The organism is Nocardia sp. Tas62D01 (assembly GCF_055232035.1).
In genome coordinates, this window is sequence record NZ_JBUYUZ010000001.1 from 1,678,337 (window position 1) to 1,695,525 (window position 17,189).

A 17,189-nucleotide genomic window follows, 5' to 3' on the forward strand; every position below is an offset into this window, starting at 1 on the left:
GGCGCGAAGCCCCAGAACGGATGCGGCGATCTACGGTCCGGGTCAGCTGGGCGTCAGCGGGATGGCGCCGCCGAGGCGGCGGGCGACCGAGCCGTACCGGGCATCGATACGCAGCCAGGTTTTGGTGGCGCGGACGCGGACTATCTCAGTGGGCGAGATGCGGCGCGAGTCGGCCTTGTCTCCCGAATGTGGGATGAAATCCATTGCGGTGAGGGCGAAGACGACTCGCATGGGCACCTGCACCTGGGTGTCCACCGCGGATACCGTCAGCACGGTTTGGTCGAGCAGCGAGGCGGGCGGACCGTGACTGCTGCCGTGTTCCTTCGCCAGTCGCGCACCCTGTTCGGCGAGTTCGACCAGGGTGCGGGCGGGCACGTCATCGACATGGACGAAACCGTCGACGGGCGGCAGCGCGCCGCGCCAGGCCGAGTCCATCGAATAACCGAGATCGATCGGGCTGCCGGTGGCCAGCCCGGACAACACCAGGTCGGCGCCGACGGTGACATCGTCGACGCCGAGTTCGGCGACCACGGTTCGCACCGCCAGCGCTTCGAAACCTGTTGCTACCCAGGCAGATAAGAACCGTTCACCGCGGCGGCGCAGGCGCACCACCGCCGCGGGATCCAGGCGTACGGCTTTGGTGAGAAAGGTCGCGAGGTTCTCTCGCTCGGCCGGATCGGAAACCTCCAGCACGCGTTGTCCTGACATCACAGCTCGGTCAGCACCGGACAGCTGCTACCGCTGGAGTGGTCACTCACGCCACGCATCGAACAGCCACCGGATCCGCGCTTCCTCCAGCAGCGTCACCATTCGGGCATGGTTGACGTGCTGGAGCACGTCCATGTCCGACCACCTGACGTCCACCTTGGCGGGTACCGTGCGCCATCCCGCTACCGTTCAACGAACTCGTCAACGTGGTACCTCCGATTGCGCGCCCACCCCGCTCACCATGCTCCGCACTTGCCGCGCTGCAACCGAAAGGGTAGCCAGATCTTGGGTTCCGGACTCGAACAACTCGGACAATGCGGCCCGAGCTCGCCCGAGCCGAGACTGATTCTTCGACTCCCAGTATGCAATCTTCTCGTCGGCGGTCTCCTCCGGTTCACCGGCGGAGAGCACGTCGAGGGTCAGCGAGCGCAGCGAACCATACATGTCGTCGCGCAGCGCGAGCCGGGCAAGCGAGTGCCAGCGATCGCCGCGTTCCAAGTGGCCGACTGCCTCCAACAGCCAATCGATCTTGAGATGGTCGTTCAGCGCGTAGTACAGCGAACCGACCTCCTCCCCGCTGCGATCGGTGATGTCTGCGATATCCACCACATCGAGCAGCGGGAACAGATTCAGCAGCCCGAACACCTCGGTGGCCAGGTCGGTCGTCGCGCCGCGGGCGATCAGTTCCGCGGACTGATCGGTCAGCGTCGCGACGTGGTGGCCGCGCAGCCAGCCGGGCACCTTGGGCGCGAGCTCCCGCACGCCACGGCTGTACCGGTTGATCTCCGCGCCGACCGCGATCGGCTGCGGCCGGTTGCTCAGCAACCAGCGCGAAGCACGGTCGAGGGTGCGCTTGGTTTCAAGCTCCAGCTCGTCGCGGACCACGACGGCGGCATCGGCGGACCGGATCCGTGCCCACATGTCGTGCAGATCGAAGATCTCGGTGGTCGCCGCGAAGGCGCGCACCGCATCGGTGGTGGTGGCGCCGATCTCCTCGGTCAGCCGGTGCGCGTAGGTGATCCCGCCATAGTCGACCATCTCGTTGATGATCATCGTGGTGAGGATCTCCCGGCGCAGCCGGTGCTTCTTGATCGCGCTGCCGAATCGGCCACGCAGCGGCATCGGGAAGTAATCCGGCAACCGGGACGCGACGTGGGCGCTATCGGGCAGATCGGTGTCGAGCAGATCGGCCTTGAGCGAAAGCTTCACGTGCGCCATGAGATTGGCCAGCTCGGGGGACGCGAGGCCGGAACCCTCCTCCATCCTGCGATTGATCTCGACGTCCGAGGGCAGCGCCTCCAGTTCGCGGTCCAGGCCGCGGCGCTGCTCCAGTTCGACGATGAGTCGCTGGTGCACATTCAGCATGCGGGGCGCCTCGGTGCGCGAGATGCCCATCAGGAAGTTCTGGGACACGTTGTCCTGCAGCACCATCTGTGCGACCTCGTCGGTCATCGAGGCGAGCAGCGGATTGCGTTCGAACTCGGCCAGTTGGCCCGCGCTGACCACACCGTCGAGCAGCACCTTGATATTGACCTCGTGGTCGGAGCAGTCGACGCCCGCCGAATTGTCCAGCGCGTCGGTGTTCATCTTGCCGCCGTTGCGGCAGAACTCGATCCGACCGAGCGCCGTGGCGCCCAGGTTGCCACCCTCGCCGATCACCTTGACCCGCAACTGGTTTCCGTTGACCCGAACCGGGTCGTTGGACTTGTCGCCGACCTCGGCATTGGTTTCGGTGCTTGCCTTGACGTAGGTGCCGATGCCGCCGTTCCACAGCAGCCCGACCGGCGCGAGCAGGATCGCGCGGACCAGTTCCGGCGGCGACAGTGCCGTCACGTCGTCGGCCAGCCCCAGCGCCTTGCGTGCCTGCGGGCTGATCGGAACGGATTTCACGGTGCGGTCCCAGACGCCGCCGCCCTCGCTGATCAGCGAGGTGTCGTAGTCGGCCCACGAGGAGCGGGGCAGCGCGAACATCCGCTGCCGCTCGACGAAGGAGCGGGCCGCGTCGGGGTCCGGGTCGAGGAAGATGTGCCGGTGGTCGAATGCCGCTACCAGGCGGATGTGCTCGGACAGCAGCATGCCGTTGCCGAACACGTCGCCACTCATATCGCCGACGCCGACCACGGTGAAATCCTGTGTCTGCGTGTCGATGTCCATCTCCTGGAAGTGGCGCTTGACGCTCTCCCATGCGCCCTTCGCGGTGATGCTCATCGCCTTGTGGTCGTAGCCCGCCGAACCGCCGGAGGCGAAGGCGTCGCCCAGCCAGAAGCCGTAGCGCAGCGCGACATCGTTGGCGATGTCGGAGAAGGTGGCGGTGCCCTTGTCGGCGGCCACCACGAGGTAGGTGTCGTCGCCGTCGCGACGAATCACCCGCGCGGGCGGCAGCACCGCGCCGGTCGCGCGATCGACATTGTCGGTGACGTCGAGCAGGCCGGAGATGAAGGTGCGGTAGCAGGCCACGCCCTCGGCGCCGAGCGCCTGCCGGTCTGCGCCAGGATCGTCGGTGGCGGCGGGCGGCTGCTTGACCACGAAGCCGCCCTTGGCGCCGACCGGGACGATGACGGCGTTCTTCACCGCCTGCGCCTTGACCAGGCCGAGGATCTCGGTGCGGAAGTCTTCCAAACGGTCGGACCAGCGCAGCCCGCCGCGCGCCACCGAACCGAAGCGCAGGTGCACACCCTCGACCCGCGGCGAGTACACGAAGATCTCGAATTGAGGTTTGGGCTTGGGCAATTCGACGATCTCGCGCGGCTCGACCTTGACCGACACATAGTCGCGCGGCATGCCCTCGGCGTCGGTCATGTAGTAGTTGGTCCGCAACGTCGCCTTGATCAGACCGAAAATGGCACGCAGGATGCGGTCGGCATCGAGGCTGACCACCTCGTCGACGCGGCCGCGCACCTGGATCTCCAGATCGGCGGCCTGCTCAGCCGACACGGTGTCCGGATCGAAGCGCGCCGCGAACAGGTCGACGAACAGCCGGGCCACATCGGGGTAGGTGAGCAGCACCCGGGCGATGTTCGCCTGGCTGTACGGGAAACCGGCCTGCTGCAGGTACTTCGCGTACATGCGCAGGATCGACACCGAGCGCCACGGCAGCCGGGCGCGCAGCACAAGTTCGTTCAGCGCGTCCGCTTCGGCACGGTCGTACCAAACTGCCTCGAAGGCCTCGGTGAACCGCTCACGCAGCCCACGCACCTCCGAGTCCAAGACGTCCGCGCGGACCGAAGACTCCAGCAGTTCCGCGTCCAGATCCCGATCGAGCGAACTCCGCAGCAGTTCGGGACGAGCCACCAGACCGAAGTCGTAGATCCACCGTTCGACACTCTGATCTCCGCCGGGCAGTGGGTCGAGCCATATCTGGTAGGGCCGCTCGTCGACCACCTCGACGCCGAGGCTCTGCAGCACCGGAAGCACCTGGCTCAGCGAGACTCCGGAGCCGCCGATGTAGAGCGTGAACCGCCAGTAACCCGGCTCCGACCGCTTCCTGCGGTACAGGCTCTGGTTGATGGCGCCCTCCGGCAGCTGTTCCAGCCGGACGATGTCACGCAAGGCGCGGCGCGGCGCGAAGTCCTGCTTGTACGCCTCGGGGAACGCCGCGGCATACCGCGCGACGATGCCGGGATTCAACAGCGTCGAAGTGCTCACCTCGTCGTCGAGGTGGTCTTCCCAGGTGCGGCTCGCCTCGGAGAGCAGGTGCTGGATGCGCAGCCGATTCGCATCGGAAGTGTCGGCGACGGCGGGCGCCGAGCGCGGCGCGCCGTACTCCGCCTCCGGCATCCGCACCGTGAAATAGACGCTGGCCAGGTCACTTTCGCTGACTCTTGCCGAATAGTCGATGGAGACGCCGCCCAGCTCGCGCACCAGGATTTCCTGCATCTCCAGCCGCACCCGCGTGGTGTAGCGGTCGCGTGGCAGATAAACCAGGCAGGCGACGAACCGGCCGTAACGATCGGAGCGCAGGAACAGCCGGACCTGCCTGCGCAGGCCGACATTGAGCACCGCGGTCGCGGTCCGGCGCATCGTCTCGGCGTCCGACGAGAACAGCTCGGTGCGCGGAAACGACTGGATGACCTCGAGCATCGCCTGCCCCGAGAACGACTCCAGGTCGAACCCGCTCTCCTCGATCACCGAGCGTACGCGACGCTCGATCACCGGGATGTCCAGCACGTTCTCGTGTACCGCTGTCACGGTGAAGACGCCGATGAACAGGTGCTCGCCGATAATGTTCCCGGCCTCGTCGAAGTCGGCGACACCGACGAAGTACGGGTACACCGAGCGATGCACCGTCGCGGGCACCAGGCCCTGAGTCAGCATGAGCAGCGGCCGCTCGCCCACATTGATCGGAACCCCGAAATCGGTGCCGGCATCGGGGCGCAGCACGCCGAGGCAGGTGCCGGGCAGCGGAGCCGACACGGTCTGCCCCTCGGTCGTGCTCAGCTGATAGCGCGCATAGCCGAGGACGGTGAAATTCCCACTCGCCAACCAGCGCAACAGGTTCGCGCAATCCACCAGATCGGTGCCGGTGAATGGCGCCGTGCCAGCCTTCGCGGCCAGCTCGAGATCGTCGGCCAACTTGCTCTGCACACCGCGGATGGCCTCGGTGTCACCGACGACCTGACGCACGTCGGCGATCACATCCGGCATCGCCTCCTCGATCCGGTCGAGCAGGGCCCGACTGGTCGACGGATGCAGCTGCAGGTGCATCCACGATTCGCGCAGCCCGGCGCCGCCGTTGCCGTCGACCTCGTGCGGTGAGGCGCTGAGCAGCCGTCCATCCGCGTCCCGCTCGACCTCGAAGATCGGGTGGATCACCTCGCTCACGCTGACGCCCATCCGGCTCAGCGAGGAGGTGATCGACTCCACCAGCAGTCCCATATCGTCGGTGACCAGCTGCACCGCCGCACCGAGGCCCGATCCGTCTTCGGGGTGATACACCCGAACCAACGCCCGCCCTGCCGGGCGAGTCATCGCCAGCTCGGTGTGCCGTCGGAAGATCTGGGTGATACCGGTGATCGCACAGTCCACATCGCCCGCGTCGACGTGGCGGAAATACGCCTCCTCGAGGGTTGCGAGCTCGCCGCGCAACGTCTGCGGTAAACTAGCGGCCCACGCCGCACCGGACAATTCGGACGAGACCGTCATTTTTCGCCAACTCCCTCGGATTCGGTTTCCGCACCAAAGTGACGCCGGTCCGAGAGTAGCTGCGAGTCGCAGACATAGTGGTGAATTCCCTTCCGATCCCAGGGTGTTCACCACTACCGCAACGTTCGCCGCTCGATTGCCGCAGTCGACGATCCCGGCAGAGCAACCGATCGGACCGACGAAGTTATGTGGCCACGTCGGCGATGAGACCTACCCAATGCTCGGACTCCGCCTTCGCATGCACAGACTCCACCCTAGTCAGATCCGAACCGCGGTGCGGGTTGTCCGTATTTCCTTCGGCAGCGAGTCCGTTCGGGCGGGGTTGTTCGCATTTCCTTCGGCGGAGTGGCCCGATAGGGGCCACTCCGCTCGACCCTCGGCTCAGTCGCGAGTGAGCTTGCGGTGGGTGACGCGGTGCGGACGGGCCGCCTCCAGCCCGAGGCGCTCGATCTTGTTGGCCTCGTACGCCTCGAAGTTGCCCTCGAACCAGAACCACATGGCGTCGTTGTCGGAGTCGCCCTCCCACGCCAGGATGTGGGTGCAGGTGCGGTCCAGGAACCAGCGATCGTGGGAGATGACCACGGCGCAGCCGGGGAACTGCTCGAGTGCGTTCTCCAGCGAACTCAGGGTTTCCACGTCGAGGTCGTTGGTCGGCTCGTCGAGCAGGATCAGGTTGCCGCCCTGCTTGAGGGTCAGCGCCAGGTTCAGTCGGTTGCGCTCACCGCCGGAGAGCACACCGGCCGGCTTCTGCTGATCCGGCCCCTTGAAGCCGAACGCGCTGACGTAGGCCCGCGACGGCATCTCCTGATTGCCGACCTGGATGAAGTCCAGGCCCTCGGAGACCACCTGCCACACATTCTTCTTCGGGTCGATGCCCGCCCGGTTCTGGTCGACGTAGCTCAGCTTGACCGTCTCGCCGACCTTCACCTCGCCGCTGTCCGGCTCCTCCAGCCCGACGATGGTCTTGAACAGCGTGGTCTTACCGACGCCGTTCGGGCCGATAACACCGACAATGCCGTTGCGCGGCAACGTGAACGACAGATCCTTGATCAGCTGCCGGTCACCGAAGCCCTTGTCCAGGTGCGCGACCTCGACGACCATACTGCCCAGGCGCGGACCGGCCGGGATCTGGATCTCCTCGAAGTCCAACTTCCTGTGCTTGTCGGCCTCGGCCGCCATCTCCTCGTACCGGCCGAGACGGGCCTTGTTCTTGGCCTGGCGAGCCTTGGCTCCCGAGCGCACCCAGGCCAGCTCGTCCTTGAGGCGCTTCTGCAGCTTCTGGTCCTTCTTGCCCTGGACCTCGAGCCGCTGTGCCTTCTTCTCCAGGTAGGTGGAGTAGTTGCCCTCGTAGGGGTAGGCGCGGCCGCGATCGAGTTCGAGAATCCACTCGGCCACGTTGTCCAGGAAGTACCGGTCGTGGGTGACGGCGAGCACGGCGCCCGCGTACGCGGCCAGGTGCTGCTCCAACCACAGCACGCTCTCGGCGTCGAGGTGGTTGGTCGGCTCGTCGAGCAGCAGCAGGTCGGGCTTGCTCAGCAGCAGCTTGCACAGCGCGACGCGGCGGCGCTCGCCACCGGAGAGGGTGGTGACCGGCTCGTCCGGCGGCGGGCAGCGCAGTGCGTCCATGGCCTGCTCGAGCTGGGAGTCGATATCCCAGGCATCGGCGTGATCGAGATCCTCCTGTAGCTTGCCCATTTCGTCCATGAGCTCGTCGGAGTAGTCGGTGGCCATCAGTTCGGCGATCTCGTTGAACCGATCGAGCTTCACCTTGATCTCGCCGAGGCCCTCCTCGACATTGCCGCGAACGGTCTTCTCCTCGTTCAGCGGCGGCTCCTGCTGCAGGATGCCGACAGTGGCGCCGGGCGCGAGGAAGGCGTCGCCGTTGTTCGGCTGGTCCAGTCCGGCCATGATCTTCAGCACGCTGGATTTACCGGCGCCATTGGGGCCGACGACGCCGATCTTGGCGCCTGGAAGGAAGTTCAAGGTGACATCGTCGAGCACGACCTTGTCGCCGTGCGCTTTGCGAACTTTCTTCATCTGGTAAATGAACTCAGCCATGGAGGAAAGCCTATCGGTGTGAGGTTTGGTGGAACGAAGCAGAGCTACCCGTGCCGCCGGGCACAAACCAGGCGTGCCGTCAGGCGTCGGCGGGCTCGGATTCGGTGACCAGGGACGGTGCGGCAGACATGGTCGGCGCGCCCTCCCCCAGCCCCTCACCGTCGACGCGTGCACGACCTTCAGCGCCCGATCGGTCACAGGTATTCCTGGCTACGCTACTCGGCCCCGGTGAACGGCCCGCCTCGGTCCGCCGGTTTACCGGCGCGCTGCATCGCGACAGGTCGGGACCGAGCGCGTTGGCCCGCATTTCGAGATCACGGCGTTCGATGCCGTCCTTGGTTCGGTATTCGTGCGACCGCAGTTGGCCATGCACGATGATCGGGTCGCCGCGGCGGATGGACGCGTCCACCCCGGCCACCAGCCTGCGCCAGCAGCTGATCGTGAGATATAGGGTCCCGTTGTCCACCCACTCACCGGTCGCCGCATCGAACCTGCGGGAATTGCTGGCCATCCGGAAGGTGATCACCTGCTCACCATTCGTCAGATCCCGCTTGACCGGATGCGTCACAACATTGCCGAGCACCGTTGCCATCGCTTCGAACATGATTCCGCCCCTTCACGTTTCGTCCCGAGGCGATCCGCCTCGGGTGCTTCCTCCCCCGCCTGGAGGGCATCTCCAGCCTGACCTATCCCGAGCCCCAACGGACCCCCCGATCCGAAGCTGTGGACAACTTTCTCGACTGTGAACAACCGCCGCTTCAGGCGGGATCCGTCCGCATCTGGGCAGCGCCGGACGGCCGGTGGGCGGGGCCTCGCGGCGGCTACCGTCGGTGAGGCCACATCCACTCTGCGCGGACACTTTCCGCACAATCGACCAGGAATCCGACAGTCCCGCCGGAAACTGTCCGCGCAGCCTATGCGGTTGGCCAGCGCCCTACATGACCGCCAAGTCAGTGTTCGCCCCACACAGCACTATCACTGGCCGCTCGCCTTCGGCAGGCACATACGCACCGCTCTGCACCGAGGCCAGCGCTGTCGCCCCGGCGAGCTCGACGACGATCCGGAACTCCCGCCACAGGTATTCGCGGGCGGTCGCTATGGCGTCGTCGGTCACCAGCACCGCCCGCACGTCGTATCGGCGCGCGATATCCAGCGCGATCTCACCGATCCTGGTGGCGCCCAAGGAATCCGACGCGATGCCCGACACATCGACGTCCACCGGACGATTCGCGTGCAGCGCGGCGTGCAGCGTCGGAATGCCCTCCGGCTCGATGCCGATCACCTGCTGGCGGCGGCCCACCGCCGCCGCGATCCCTGCCACCAGGCCGCCGCCACCGACCGCGACCAGCACCGGCGGCCGCCCACGCACCTGGTCCTCCAGCTCCAGCCCGACCACGCCCGCTCCGGCGACCACCGCGGGCAGGTCGTAGGCATGCAGTTGCAGGGCCCCGCGCTCGGCGGCCATGTCGGTGGCGTATCGATATGCCTCGGCGTAAGTCGTTCCGTGCCACAACACTTCGGCGCCGTACGACCACATCGCAGCCACCTTCGTGTGCGGCGCCGATTCCGGGACGACCACGGTGCACGCCTTGCCGAGGCGCGCGGCGGCTAGTGCGGCGGCGATGCCCGCATTGCCGCCGGAGGCGATGACCACCTGGTCGATGTCCGCGGCCGATTCCAACAGCGCGTTGAGGCTGCCGCGCACCTTGAATGTGCCGCCGTGCTGGAGGTATTCGAGTTTCAGCGTCACCGGAACCGGGCCGCGCGGTCCCGACACGGTAGTGTGGAAGACCGGTGTCTTGCGGATCCATCCGGCCAAACGTTTGCGCGCCGCCCGCACATCGGATCGGTAGACTCGCCGAGCCGTTCGGTGCTGCGGCTCGACTAAAGCCCACTCACTCACTTGCGCACCTCTCGGTCACGTTTGGCCAGCTCTGCGAACATCGCGTTGTGCGCGCTGAGGTCCGCATCGTGATCACGGTCGGCGGCTCGGTCGACCCGCTTCGCGAGTTTCGCATCGCTGCGCGACCATTGGATGAGCAGCGCGAGCATCACCACAACCAACGGCACCTCACCGCTGGCCCACGCCAGGCTACCGCCGGTGCGTTGGTCGTCGAGCAAGTTGCTGTTCCAGCCGAGGCCGAGGCCGCGGAAGAACCACCCGCCCATAACGGTGGTCATGCTCATCAGCGCGATACCGAAGAAGGCGTGGAAGGGCAGCGAGCCGAACACCATGCCCAGCTTGGTGAGTGGCTCGACCCGACGCGGCTTGGGATCGATGCCGATCACCACCCAATAGAATAGATAGCCGCTGAGCAGGAAGTGCACGTTCATCAGTAGGTGCGCCGCATGCGAATCGACGAACGCGGCGTAGATGCCACCCATGTACAGCGCGTAGAAGCCGCCGACGAAGATCACCGCCGCGACGATCGGGTGCGTCAGGAAGCGCGATACCGGATTGTGCACCGCGGCTTGGATCCACTCACGCGGGCCGGGGATGCCGCCGCGCTCGGCGGGCGGCAGCGCCCGCAGCGCCAGCGTCACCGCGCCACCCAGCGCGAACAGGATGGGCGCCAGCATCGACAACGCCATGTGCTGGCCCATGTGCACGCTGAACACCGCGGGCGAATAGCGCCCGACCCCGGACGATGTGGTGAACAGCAACACCAAGCACCCCGACAGCCAGGCAACGGTCCGGCCGACCGGCCAGGCATCCCCGCGCGCGTGCAGCCGCCGAACGCCGAGCAGGTACAGCACCGCGAGCGCGATGGCCAGGGTGCCGAACATCAAGTCGAAGCGCCAGTCGAACAGCAGCCGCGCGGGCGTCGGCGGCCCGGCCAGGTTGTAGCCGAGTTCCACCTCGGTGACCGTCGGCACCGATGTCGGCGGTGGCGGCGGGGTACGACCGAGACCAACGGCAAGGCCCATGGTCGCGGCGAAAATCAGCGCCTCCACCCCACCGAACCGGATCAGCGCGGCACGGTCGCGCGGATTCGCGGCGAGCGCGGGCAGCGAGGCTCGGCGCTGCAGATACCCGAACACACCGAGCACGATCAGTGCGCCCGCCTTGGCCAGCACGAGTCGACCGTAGGTGGAGCCGAACAGGTCGTCCCAGCTGGGCACCCGCACCCACGCGTTGATCACGCCGCTGAGGCCGATCACGACGAACGCGATGGTGGCGGTGGTGGAGAAACGCCGGGTAGCGACGTCGGTGTGCGCACCGCCGCCCGTCGCGTGCGCGAGCACTGCGAAAAGCCCGCCGACCCACACCGCGGCCGAAACCAGGTGCAGGATCAGGCTGTTGGTCGCGATGTCGTGCGCGCCACCCGAGGACGAATGCCCGGTCAGCGCCAGCGGCATCATGGTCAGGATGCCGCCGCCGAACAGCACCGGCGTCCAGCCCCAGCGCAGGGTGAGTCGGCAGCCGACCGCGACGATCACCGCGAACACCGCGGTGGTGCGCCAAGCCTCGGCCAACGCGACCTGACCGATCGCCCGCCACAGTTCCTCGGGCCGCCACACCTGACCGACCGGCTGCCCGGTCGTGTCCGACATCGTCAGCGGAACGAGCAGCGCGGCACAGCAGGCCCAGACGACGGCGAAATTCGACGCCCGCCGCACCGCCCGATACCCACCCACATCCAGCAGGCCGTTCACCTGCGGCGGCACCAGGAACGCGGCGAACAGCAGCGAGCCGACCGTCAACGCCGCAGACAGGTCGGCGAGTGCGCGGACCGCGGGCAGGCCGTAGGTGGTCAGCGGACCAGGATCGGGAATGCCGAGCAGGCTCAGCGCCTGCGCCGCGGACAGTCCGACCACCAGCGCCGCGACCACGGACGCAGTCGCGCCGGCCAGCGCGGCCAGCGTCGCGAAGGTCGATCCGGAACCCGACCGACCCGTCTCGATCTCGGGTTCGGCTTTCGGGTCTTCCGGCAACGACATACGACTGAGCGTAGTTCGGTCGGTATTGCGTGGCCCGGTTGGGTTTGGGCCGATATTGTGGGCCGCGGACGATGTCGATCGTTTTGATTGCCGTGGTGGCGGCGTTCTTCGCCGCCATGGCCGGAATGCTGTTACTCGCGCTACACCTCGACTGAGAGTGACTGGAATGTTGCTAACGCTAAGAATCTAGCAATCTGGACGGTCGCTATACTTGCTGCGCTGGACAGCACCGCCAATGTCGGCCATGGTGGATGCCACTGCCTCCGTAGCTCAGTTGGATAGAGCAAGGGCCTTCTAATCCCTAGGTCGCAGGTTCGATTCCTGCCGGGGGCGCAAAACCCGCCGTGACCTGCGAATACCGCAGGCCACGAGCGGGTTACCCAAAGAGCACAATACAAAACACCCAGGGATTGTGCCGAGTAGGCTCGAGCACGAGGGCCGACGGGTGTCGCTCGACACCGAATTAGCGGTCTGTTCGGTTGTCGACCGAGGAATCGAGAGGTACGCGAGTCCCCGCACCGTTGCCCGGCGAGAAAAGACGGAGGCAATGGTCGATCCGGTCCGCCGCGCACCCGACGAGGTCGGTCAGCCCCGGCGGGAGTTGCGGAGCCAGCACCAGCCCAGTGATGCTCGCGGGAAGGCGTCCATCGGTGCTGCGCAACGGCGCTGCGACACAACTCACTCCGAGGGCGCCGTCCTGATGATCGGAAACGACGAAACCTCGATCGCGCACAGTGCGTAGCAGTTGCACCCCCTGCGGTACGGACAACGGCGCCCCGGGGGCCCCCAAATCGCCGGAGACCATGAGGGCGTACCAGGCGGCGGCCAGTGGAGTGTAGGCCGCATTCAAATCCAACGGAAGCAGCCAGCACCGGTCTCCGCGGGCGGCGGCCGTCACTAGACGTCCCTGTCCGGAATACAGCACATACACTCCCGCGGCATCCGCCGACCCGATCAGTGCTCGCACCGGATCGGCAGCTGCCTGGCCCAGGACGGGATCCGGTTGCCAGCAGCGACCCAAGCGAGCGGCGAGCGAACCTATGAAGTAGCGATGGTTGATCCGCTCGACGGCGCCGACCGCGACTAAATGATCCGCGATGCGGTGGGCGGTGGTTTTGGCAAGACCGGCTTCCCGCGCCAACTCGCTCAATCCTAGGCCACGATCCGCACCACTCAGCACCTCCAACACCGTGAATGCCCGCTCGAGCACCCCGCGCTCGCTTTTACGGTCAGTAATCGGTGAGTGCACCGCTGGCATACGAATAGTGTGCGGCATCAGCCGCCGACAGTCACACCCTTAGTGCACTACCCGATCCACCCCGAGTCTCTCGGGAGGATCCGTGCCGTAGGCCATGCTGCAACACGAACCCCTATCTATGGCTCATACCACGCAGACGGGATAGAGAATAAGCGTGGGGAGACAAACCAGGAAATTCCACGGAAAGAGGAAGAACAACGCGGCCGGCTGGACCGCGTCGGTCGATACTGGTACCGGTACCGCTGGCGGTACCGGGGCCGAGGCCGGTTCGGCGGCGGCAATACCCGAACCCAGGGCGATTACCGGAGCCATCGCTACGGCTGCTGCCGTCGCCCGCAACTTCTTACTCATGATGATCCCTTCATAGACTGATGTCGAAGGCCCCACCTCGGTACATTCGCCCTCGGGTACGGCCCAACGTGGCCTGGGTGATTTCCCCGGCCGTCCCCGACGACCTAATTAACTCGCCAACGGCGTTTGGCAGCAAGACATCGGTCCGATCAACGGAACGCGCACGGCGTTCCCGAGGCGCGGTCCGCCAGTCGGGTCCAGTGGCCTGGGCGTCACCGTTTCCACGACGATCCCGGGTCGGCTTCGTAGCCGAGATCGCCGAGCACGGGCCGAGTCTCGCAGATCCATGTAGTGAAGGCGGGCAGCATCTCGACGTGCGCCCACAACGCGATCGCGTCCTGCTCAGGGTCGGGCCGCACGTCCGAAGTCCGCCGTGGTGACCGGAGCCTGAGCAGCGAGTACATCGATGGTTTCGTGCAGCGCGGTGGTCTTGGCGATCGAGTTGTCCGCCGCCAACTGCTTGATCCGGGGCGACGAACCAGCGCAGCGCCACCACAGCCTGCGCCACGCAACTCAGCGCCCGCCGGTGCCCCGGTGGCGGCGTCGGGCCTCGAGCAGGCCGGCCACATACTCGACGGTGGCCTCGGGATCTTTGGAAGGACCACCTTCATACCTCGGACTCTGCTCGTTCCCGTTGCACCCCAACCACTTTCGGCGTGTCGGCAGGTCACACCACCAGCCGATCCACTACCCGGAAAGGCTCAGTGCAGGGCTATCGCCGTTGGTACCCCGTGTGTTTCACTCTGATGTCATACACTTGTACCAACTCGGCATACGGTGTTTCACACGAAGGTCGTCGGGTGAAGCTTGTCGGAGGGGGCGGTTTGCGTGGGTGAAAAAACACCTTGGTCAGGCTTGGCGGAGAGCGCGAAAGTCGAGGTCCGGCCGGACGCGGCGCTCTCGGTCGCGAAGGCGTGTAGCGACATGATCGGCGAGATAAAAGGGTACAAGGCGCTCTACGACGCTGAAGGTCTCGCCAAGCTCGACGGTGCCAAATTCGGTGGCCTCACCTCCGGAAACGACCTCGCGACCAAGTTCAACGCGAAGGCGGTGAAGTTCGACGAGCAGTTCGACAAGCATATCGAGACGCTGACCGACCTGGTGGAAATGTTCAAGGCCGCGGGTAAGAAGTACAAGGACACCGACGGCGATTCCGGCAAAGGTTTCGATAAAGTCCGCGATGATCTCGAGGCTATCTCGTCCAAACCCGGTGCGAAGGATACGGGTTGGAAGGATTCGACTTACCGTCCGGAGAGACTCGACGGATTCAGGGTGCCCAAGGTGCCTGATTCGGTATCCAAGGGGCCGGAGGGGTTGAAGAAGGACGCCAATCCCTTCCCCATTGATATCGAAGAGAAGGAGTCGATGGACTTTGTGGAGATGTTCAGACTCGGTCAGCAGATTGATTTCTCGCAGGTAGCGGCAGCGGCTCCACCTTGGGGTGGTATGGCCGATAAAGCGTATCCTGCCGCTCGTACGCTGTGGCTCGCATTGCAGCAGATAACGCAGGAAACGTGGAAGGGTTACGGTGCGGATCAGGCGCTCGGCGCGATCGGCAGGTACGCCGAAAGTGTCAAGGGACTAGGCAATGCCATGCAATTGATGGAGTCGAATCTCGAGTACACGTCGCAATGGCTCCAGTCGACGAAGTCTGCGATGCCTGAGTCGGAGGATCCGTGCATATCCAGCCCTACTGATGAAAAGGATTTCCAGGAGCGGTTCGAGGAGCACTACGTCAACGGACTGTCGCAGTCCGACGGCGCATTCCCTGCGTTGGAAAACCCGCCTACTGCGGGGCCCCCGGCAAAGACCGATCCCACCAAAGACCAGACCAACGACCCCACCAAAGATCCCAGCAAGGACGGCCACCAGCCAACCCACCAGCCAACCCACCAGCCAACCCACCAGCCAACCCACCAGCCAACCCACCAGCCAACCCACCAGCCAACCCACCAGCCAACCCACCAGCCAACCCACCAGCCAACCCACCAGCCAACCCACCAGCCAACCCACCAGCCAACCCACCAGCCAACCCACCAGCCAACCCACCAGCCAACCCACCAGCCAGGACGCTCTCACCCCGTTGATGACCGCCCTGTCGTCGGCGATTCCGGCTCTGACACAGGCGATCCCAGGGCTCACGCAGGCGATGCAGCAGCTCCAAGCGCTCCAGCCGGTCGCAGGAGTGCCGGACTTCAAGGCGCTCGGCACCATGCTCGACAGGAATCCGGAGCTCGAGGATGCGTTGGCCAAATCGCCGGAGATCTGGGATCTGATCGCAAAGAATCCCGAGTTGAAGCCGTTGGCCGAACTTCTCGGCATCAACGCGGAGGACATCGCGGCAAAACCCGCCGAGAGCGACGGCACGCCCGTCCCTGCTCAGGCCGACGGCCGGACCGCGCCGCTCTTCCCGAGAGCGTCCATTCCCGGTGTACCCGCGTTCCCGAGCCTCGAGCAGTTGCTGTCGCCGACGTCGCAGCCCGAGCCAGCGATTGCCGCGGTGCCGAATTCCGGGATCGAGTCCGGAGCCGGTGTACCAGAGTCGGATGCCCAGTCCAACGGATGGGGCCTCGGGATTCCAGGGGTGACTGCACCCGACGAATCCGAAGGCATTGTGCGGCAGACGGTCTTCCCCGATGAGGCTTCTGAGGAGAATCTCGGCGCGCTCGAGCATGCGCGGCCGATGGTCGAGTCGTGACGCAGACCTGGGAATTCACCGACTTCGACTTCAGGGTGCTGTGTGAGCGGTACGCCGACAGTCACGTTCCCGACCCGCTCACGTACTTGGCCAGGACGCGATACCGCAACGACTACGAGCGCGAGAAGTACGAGGCCTGGGAGCGGTTGCGCAGCACCGTGGATCCGGTGATCCAGGAGGTCATCCAGGTGCTGATCCACTCGGAGGTGTCAGTGCGCGTGCAGGGCTGGCACGACCGTAGCCGCGACGATCCGAAGCAATGGATCGGGGCGCGTGCAGCCCGATCGGGCGCGCAGGGCTACATAGTGACCCAGAAACCGGGTGAAACCGTGTCGCACAGCGGTGGATACACGATCACCGACTGCGGGCCACGTGGCTTGGCCGAGGCTGTGGTCGCAGTGCTGCCGCCGAACGTGGAGGCGGGCAGGCTGGGCAGCATTCCCATCATGACCGACAGCGTCGACGATCTCGAACGATTAGGCGGCGGTGGATCTTTGGTGACCGAGGAAGTCGACTACTCCGGTGCAGGGCGCAGTGCCAAGTTCTTCGACACGCTTGCCACCCGGACCGGTGCGATCACCATTCACCAGGGGCATTCGAAGTTCGGCCCGCGGGGCATTCTGGAGCACATCCTGGTGTGGCGGGACCTGCCCGAGGACGGACGCTACGTCATCGAACTGCCCTCCTCGGCGCCTTTCGCGGTCGGCATGGGCAAGAAGTGGCTCGCTACCAAGGTCGAACAGTCCATCGATACTATGTTGGACCGCCTCGAAACCCATAGGGAGCTATAGGGTTAGCTCTCGTCGTCAAAACTTCCGGGTCGCGCCGATGATGGATCGATGATCCCGATGTGATGGCTCGAGCCATAGATTCCTTGTGCGACAACGGGAGTTCATGCAACTCCGATGTCCTTGACTCGCTGTCGACAACGCGAGCGATGGAGTGGCGATGACCAGCGAACGGGCCGAGGCCGATATGGCGACGATGCTGGAGGGATTGCGGCATCAGCTCGACGGGATTGCGCGGATCCAG

At 65.6% G+C, this 17,189-nt stretch carries 12 protein-coding genes, 1 tRNA gene and 1 pseudogene; 3 read left to right on the top strand and 11 right to left on the bottom strand.

From position 1 onward, the window contains the following. Positions 1-42 precede the first annotated feature (42 nt). The 7 genes and pseudogenes from ACV7NQ_RS08130 to ACV7NQ_RS08160 all read right to left on the bottom strand — a co-directional run bounded on the left by ACV7NQ_RS08130 (position 43) and on the right by ACV7NQ_RS08160 (position 11,850). On the bottom strand, positions 43-708 hold the full coding sequence (locus ACV7NQ_RS08130) for a hypothetical protein (RefSeq protein ID WP_463359055.1): 666 nt from the start codon (positions 706-708) through the stop codon (positions 43-45). A 57-nt stretch (positions 709-765) separates the two neighbouring features. Next, positions 766-864, bottom strand: a pseudogene (locus ACV7NQ_RS08135) (thioesterase family protein); the annotation flags it as partial. 45 nt (positions 865-909) lie between these two features. Then, complete coding sequence (locus ACV7NQ_RS08140; RefSeq protein WP_463359056.1) at positions 910-5,850, bottom strand: NAD-glutamate dehydrogenase; 4,941 nt, start codon at positions 5,848-5,850, stop codon at positions 910-912. A gap of 381 nt (positions 5,851-6,231) precedes the next feature. After that, positions 6,232-7,908, bottom strand: coding sequence for an energy-dependent translational throttle protein EttA (gene ettA, locus ACV7NQ_RS08145; RefSeq protein WP_463359057.1), 1,677 nt, complete (start codon positions 7,906-7,908; stop codon positions 6,232-6,234). A gap of 79 nt (positions 7,909-7,987) precedes the next feature. After that, on the bottom strand, positions 7,988-8,512 hold the full coding sequence (locus ACV7NQ_RS08150; protein WP_463359058.1) for a single-stranded DNA-binding protein: 525 nt from the start codon (positions 8,510-8,512) through the stop codon (positions 7,988-7,990). A 330-nt stretch (positions 8,513-8,842) separates the two neighbouring features. Then, positions 8,843-9,811 (bottom strand): serine/threonine dehydratase, encoded by a 969-nt coding sequence (locus tag ACV7NQ_RS08155; RefSeq protein ID WP_463359059.1) that lies wholly within the window; start codon positions 9,809-9,811, stop codon positions 8,843-8,845. Continuing rightward, positions 9,808-11,850, bottom strand: coding sequence for a cytochrome c oxidase assembly protein (locus ACV7NQ_RS08160; protein WP_463359060.1), 2,043 nt, complete (start codon positions 11,848-11,850; stop codon positions 9,808-9,810). The genes ACV7NQ_RS08155 and ACV7NQ_RS08160 overlap by 4 nt, the downstream gene beginning before the upstream one ends. Before the next feature lie 259 nt (positions 11,851-12,109). Here ACV7NQ_RS08160 and ACV7NQ_RS08165 point away from each other — a divergent pair. Continuing rightward, positions 12,110-12,183, top strand: a tRNA-Arg gene (locus ACV7NQ_RS08165). Between the two features lie 130 nt (positions 12,184-12,313). Here ACV7NQ_RS08165 and ACV7NQ_RS08170 read toward each other — a convergent pair. From ACV7NQ_RS08170 to ACV7NQ_RS08185, 4 genes are all read right to left on the bottom strand, one after another. Then, positions 12,314-13,060 (bottom strand): helix-turn-helix domain-containing protein, encoded by a 747-nt coding sequence (locus ACV7NQ_RS08170; RefSeq protein WP_463359061.1) that lies wholly within the window; start codon positions 13,058-13,060, stop codon positions 12,314-12,316. Positions 13,061-13,231: 171 nt separating this feature from the next. Beyond that, the gene (locus tag ACV7NQ_RS08175) at positions 13,232-13,459 is read right to left on the bottom strand and encodes a hypothetical protein (RefSeq protein ID WP_463359062.1); all 228 of its coding nucleotides are present in this window, start codon (positions 13,457-13,459) and stop codon (positions 13,232-13,234) included. A 212-nt stretch (positions 13,460-13,671) separates the two neighbouring features. After that, positions 13,672-13,818 (bottom strand): hypothetical protein, encoded by a 147-nt coding sequence (locus ACV7NQ_RS08180; protein ID WP_463359063.1) that lies wholly within the window; start codon positions 13,816-13,818, stop codon positions 13,672-13,674. A gap of 490 nt (positions 13,819-14,308) precedes the next feature. Continuing rightward, on the bottom strand, positions 14,309-14,539 hold the full coding sequence (locus tag ACV7NQ_RS08185) for a hypothetical protein (protein ID WP_463359064.1): 231 nt from the start codon (positions 14,537-14,539) through the stop codon (positions 14,309-14,311). A gap of 1,006 nt (positions 14,540-15,545) precedes the next feature. Here ACV7NQ_RS08185 and ACV7NQ_RS08190 point away from each other — a divergent pair. Continuing rightward, on the top strand, positions 15,546-16,157 hold the full coding sequence (locus ACV7NQ_RS08190) for a hypothetical protein (RefSeq protein ID WP_463359065.1): 612 nt from the start codon (positions 15,546-15,548) through the stop codon (positions 16,155-16,157). Continuing rightward, on the top strand, positions 16,154-16,948 hold the full coding sequence (locus tag ACV7NQ_RS08195) for an ESX secretion-associated protein EspG (RefSeq protein ID WP_463359066.1): 795 nt from the start codon (positions 16,154-16,156) through the stop codon (positions 16,946-16,948). Before ACV7NQ_RS08190 ends, ACV7NQ_RS08195 begins: the two co-directional genes overlap by 4 nt. Positions 16,949-17,189: the final 241 nt, after the last annotated feature.

Excerpts from the sequence above, each read along its gene's own strand:
- ACV7NQ_RS08150 (WP_463359058.1), bottom strand. The coding sequence starts at position 8,512 with ATGTTCGAAGCGATGGCAACGGTGCTCGGCAATGTTGTGACGCATCCG.
- ettA (WP_463359057.1), bottom strand. The coding sequence starts at position 7,908 with ATGGCTGAGTTCATTTACCAGATGAAGAAAGTTCGCAAAGCGCACGGC.
- ACV7NQ_RS08140 (WP_463359056.1), bottom strand. The coding sequence starts at position 5,850 with ATGACGGTCTCGTCCGAATTGTCCGGTGCGGCGTGGGCCGCTAGTTTA.
- ACV7NQ_RS08185 (WP_463359064.1), bottom strand. The coding sequence starts at position 14,539 with ATGCTTGTCGAACTGCTCGTCGAACTTCACCGCCTTCGCGTTGAACTT.
- ACV7NQ_RS08175 (WP_463359062.1), bottom strand. The coding sequence starts at position 13,459 with ATGAGTAAGAAGTTGCGGGCGACGGCAGCAGCCGTAGCGATGGCTCCG.
- ACV7NQ_RS08190 (WP_463359065.1), top strand. The coding sequence starts at position 15,546 with ATGACCGCCCTGTCGTCGGCGATTCCGGCTCTGACACAGGCGATCCCA.
- ACV7NQ_RS08130 (WP_463359055.1), bottom strand. The coding sequence starts at position 708 with ATGTCAGGACAACGCGTGCTGGAGGTTTCCGATCCGGCCGAGCGAGAG.
- ACV7NQ_RS08160 (WP_463359060.1), bottom strand. The coding sequence starts at position 11,850 with ATGTCGTTGCCGGAAGACCCGAAAGCCGAACCCGAGATCGAGACGGGT.